The organism is uncultured Rhodoblastus sp., from assembly GCF_903903185.1.
Classification (GTDB): Bacteria; Pseudomonadota; Alphaproteobacteria; order Rhizobiales; family Beijerinckiaceae; genus Rhodoblastus.
This window is the reverse complement of the sequence record NZ_CAIUXT010000126.1, coordinates 1-4,049: the sequence shown is the minus strand read 5'-3', so window position 1 is coordinate 4,049 and position 4,049 is coordinate 1. Positions and strand designations below refer to the sequence as shown.

The 4,049-nt window shown below is 59.2% G+C and carries 5 protein-coding genes; all 5 read left to right on the top strand.

The annotated features are described in order from the left end of the window. The first annotated feature begins 280 nt into the window (after positions 1-280). Positions 281-1,402, top strand: a complete 1,122-nt coding sequence (locus QZY01_RS11645) for a hypothetical protein (RefSeq protein WP_294537334.1) — start codon at positions 281-283, stop codon at positions 1,400-1,402. A gap of 212 nt (positions 1,403-1,614) precedes the next feature. Continuing rightward, positions 1,615-2,127 carry a DUF1269 domain-containing protein gene (locus QZY01_RS11640; protein ID WP_294537332.1) on the top strand — a complete coding sequence of 171 codons (513 nt, stop codon included), beginning with the start codon at positions 1,615-1,617 and terminating at the stop codon, positions 2,125-2,127. 97 nt (positions 2,128-2,224) lie between these two features. After that, positions 2,225-3,106 carry a Dyp-type peroxidase gene (locus QZY01_RS11635; protein WP_294537329.1) on the top strand — a complete coding sequence of 294 codons (882 nt, stop codon included), beginning with the start codon at positions 2,225-2,227 and terminating at the stop codon, positions 3,104-3,106. A 236-nt stretch (positions 3,107-3,342) separates the two neighbouring features. Next, positions 3,343-3,591 (top strand): hypothetical protein, encoded by a 249-nt coding sequence (locus QZY01_RS11630; protein ID WP_294537326.1) that lies wholly within the window; start codon positions 3,343-3,345, stop codon positions 3,589-3,591. Between the two features lie 96 nt (positions 3,592-3,687). Continuing rightward, on the top strand, positions 3,688-4,049 hold a 362-nt coding region (locus tag QZY01_RS11625), incomplete at its 3' end, for an amino acid permease (RefSeq protein ID WP_294537323.1).

Sequence of the window (4,049 nt, the reverse complement as noted above, 5' to 3'; positions counted from 1 at the left end):
GCATCCCAAAAGCTCTCGACGCCGACGCTGACGCTGTCGTCCGAAGGCAGGCCGCGTCCGACGAAATCCGCTCAAATTGCGTTTGGGTCAAGTGGAAAATTCAGTCATCCATGCGTCAAAAATGACGGGGGATGTGTCGGAATCGAAAGCGCAAAATATTTTCCAGAATAGTTAAGATTGCGGGTTGTATTTTCTAATTATTGCGACTAGTCCTGCGTGCGATTTATCCTCCTTCCGCGCCGCTGCCGTCCAGCGACGACTTTTTCCTACGGAGCTTTCCTTGCTGCATATAGACCTTCCGACCCGCGCCGAGATCGAAAAGCTAGCGAACTATCGCAGTTCGCCCGCCGTGACGTTCTATCTGGGCACCACGCCGCTAACTCAGGATGCCCAGGCCGACAGGATCGAGCTCAAGAACCTCCTGAAGTCGGCAGTCGCTGAAATGGCCGAGGCGGGCTTGGACAAGCGAGCGATCTTGCCGATCGAGGAAAGCGTCGGCGCCTTGATCGATGACGATGATTTTTGGGTTTATCAGGCGAACAGCCTTGCGGTTTTTGTGACGCCCGAGCGTATCAAGACCTTTCGTCTGCCGAATAAGCTGACCAATGTCGCAGAAGTGTCGGACCGTTTCTTTTTGAAGCCGCTGATTCGCGCCGTGACCTTCCCACATGACGCCTACGTGCTGGCAATCAGCATCGACGACGTCCGGTTTATCGAGGTGTCAGCCGATTTGCCGCCACATGAGGAAAAAGTGCCGGGGATGCCGAGAAACGCCAATGCAGCGATCGGTAGGCGCAGCCATCTAGCCCGTTCGGGCGATATGCAGAGCGGCGAGAAAACCAGCGAGCATGCGATTTTGACGCGCTATTCGCGCGCCGTGGACGAAGCGCTGCGGCCGGTGTTAAGCGGAAATGAGCGCCCGTTGATCGTCGCCGCATCCGAGCCGCTTGCCTCGATCTTCCGCAACGTATCGAACTATCCGCATGTCGCCGAGGAGGTCATTGCGGGCAGCGCGGACCGCACGCCCGAGCACGAGCTCGCGGTCGCGGCGCGGTCGATTCTCGACAGGATTTACGCGCGAGAAATTGCGGCGCTCTCTGATCTGTTCGCGTTGCGTAGCTCGCAGGGCCGCGCCACCGGCGATGTCGCCCAGGCGGCCCGCGCGGCGACCTTCGGGGCAATCGACACGCTGATCGTCGACATGGACGTCGTCGTGCCGGGAACGGTGGATGAGGAGACCGGCGCGGTGGAGTTCGCCAAAAACGCAGATGCGGTCAATTACGGCATCGTCGATGAAATCGCCCGCCGGGCGTTTCAGAGCGGCGCGAAGGTTCTCGCCGGCCGTCGGGCCGACATCCCAGGCGGTGGCGACCTCGCCGCTATTCTTCGTTACCCAATCTAACGAAAATTTTTCAACGCTGATAGGGCAACGCCCCTCTTAGTGTGCCCGTTAGGCTTGCGCGATGCGGACAACGGACAGGGGACGGTCAGCTTTTTGGCCATTTTGATCCTGGAAATCGTTCTTGTCGTCAAGTTCTAGCTAACCCTTGAAAAAGGGCGTTCCCCGCGAAATGCTGCTGCGCAGCTTAATCATTCCAGTCATGGAGTTTTCCGTTGTCAGATCTCGTCGTCATTGTCTATCCCACCCAGGAAAAAGCGGAAGAGGTGCGCGCGCGCCTGTTCCAGTTGCAGAAGGAATATATCATCAAGCTTGCGGACGCCGTCATAGCGACGAAATCCCTCGACGGGCAGATCCAATTGCATCAGGTCGTCAACACGACGGCGGTCGGCGCCGTTTCGGGCGGTTTCTGGGGCCTGCTGGTCGGCGTGCTGTTCCTTAACCCGCTGCTGGGCGTGGCTGTCGGCGCGGCGAGCGGCGCGCTCGGCGGCGCATTGACCGACTTCGGCATCAATGACGCCTTCATCAAGCAACTGTCCGAAAGCATCCAGCCCGGCAGCGCCGCCCTCTTCGTGCTCATCAAGGAATTCACCCCCGACAAGGTGCTGGAGCAGATCAAGGATTTCGGCGGCATCGTGCTGAAAACCTCCCTCAACGACGCCAAGGAAACGGCGCTTCGCAACGCCCTTGCCGGCGCCGTGGCCGCACCGCCGGCGACCGGCGCTTGACGGCGCCGCCGCTAGCGATGCTAGCACGGTAAGTGCTGAAGCGTTTGCGCTGGCGTCTATCGACACGCTTGGGCAGCCGCGAGATCGGAGATCGAACTTGTCCCTCGTCCCTCAGCCTTCCATTCTCGCGGCGCCGTTGCAAAATGGCAGGTCGCTGACCTTTCGGCTCAGCCTCGAGTCCGACCCCGCCGCAGGCCTTCGCCGCCTGCGTGACGTGTTCGACCAAAAAGCCATGGTCATCGGCTGTGGCGAGATTTTGGCGCGAAGTCTCGGCCATGCGGTCGAGGGGCTCCGGCCTTTTCCGGCGCTGACCGGTTCGCCCTATGCCATTCCCTCGACGCAGCAGGCCTTTTGGGTGAACCTGCGCGCCGAGGATCGTAGCGCGATTTTCGACCTCTCCGAGCGAGTTGTCGCTGCTCTGGCCCCGGATTTTATCCTCGACGATGCGATGGATACTTTCAGCTACTCCGGCGGTCGCGACCTGACCGGTTATGAAGATGGCACGGCCAATCCGGGCGTAAAGGAAAGCGTCGCAGTCGCCATTGCCGGCGAGGAAAGCGGTCTGGCCGGTTCCAGCTTCGTCGCCGTCCAGCGCTGGTCGCATGATCTGGCGCGCTTTGGCGCCCATTCGCCCGACGAGCGCGACGCCATGATCGGGCGGCGCATCAAGGACAATGGAGAGATCGAGGACGCGCCGGAATGCGCCCATGTCAAGCGCACGGCGCAGGAGCTTTACCAACCGACGGCCTTCATGGTTCGCAGGTCGCTGCCCTATGCCACGGCCGGAGACAAGGGCCTCGAGTTCATCGCCTATTGCGCGACGCTCGATGCTTTCGAGCGCATGATGAAACATATGGCTGGGATTGACGACGGAATCGCCGATGCGCTGTTCCGTTTCTCGCGGCCAATCACCGGGGGCTACTACTGGTGTCCGCCATTACGTGACAGCAAGCTGGATTTTTCCGCCCTCGGCCTCTGATTCAGGTAGCGAAGCGGCGTCGGTCGCGCGGCGAGGCGTCGACAACAGCCTAAACGTCACCAAGGGTTTAGAACCGCAAGGCCGTCCTTCAGAATTTTCGCAGAATTGATGTGCAGTGCGAAAAGTTAAGAAAAGGAATTTTGGAGCTTGACATCAAATTTTTTCCAGTGATATTTCGATCTACAAAAGTGGATTTGATCCACTAAAAAAGTAAAAATTTAGGGAAAACGTCCACCATGGCGAACTTGTCAAAGAACAGGTTGCACCTGTTCTTGTTGCTTGCGCTTTTTATCGGCTCGATGAGCGGCGCAGGCATTTATTTTCTCCTTAGAAACCTCGCGATAGCGACAGCTTCATTAGGCGCGATCATCGCTTGGTGCATGGCCGTCTATACGCTTGCTCGCGTTTTCCAGCCCCTGGCCGAACGCAAGCTCAATCTCGACGCAGGCGGCTATACTTATTCGCGGGCCGGTTTCGGCGGCTAGCCGGGCTTTTGGGCCTTCATCTTCGCGCTATCACACGCCGCCCGATAGCGAAAAGCATTCGATAAATCGAGAAATGGTCGTTGGGGAAGGCTCGCGATGAGTTCGTCTGAAGTGCAAAAAATGCCGCTCTCCTCGCTGACCGCCATGGTCATCGGCTCGATGGTGGGGGCCGGGATTTTCAACCTGCCCGGCCGGTTCGCGACGGCCACCGGCCCCTTCGGCGCGCTGATCGCCTGGGCGATCGCAGGCACCGGCATGTACATGCTGGCGCGCGTGTTCCAGGCGCTCGCGGAAAAGCGGCCGGATATCGACGCCGGCGTGTTTGCTTACGCCAAAGCTGGCTTTGGCGATTACGTCGGCTTTCTGTCGGCCTTTGGCTACTGGATCGGCAGCGTCCTCGGCAACGTGTTTTACTGGGTGCTGATCGCCTCGACGCTCGGCAGGTTCTTTCCCGAAAT

What these genes read in the sequence shown, in the direction of transcription:
- QZY01_RS11630 (WP_294537326.1), top strand. Translation starts at nt 3,343, where the DNA reads ATGGCGAACTTGTCAAAGAACAGGTTGCACCTGTTCTTGTTGCTTGCG.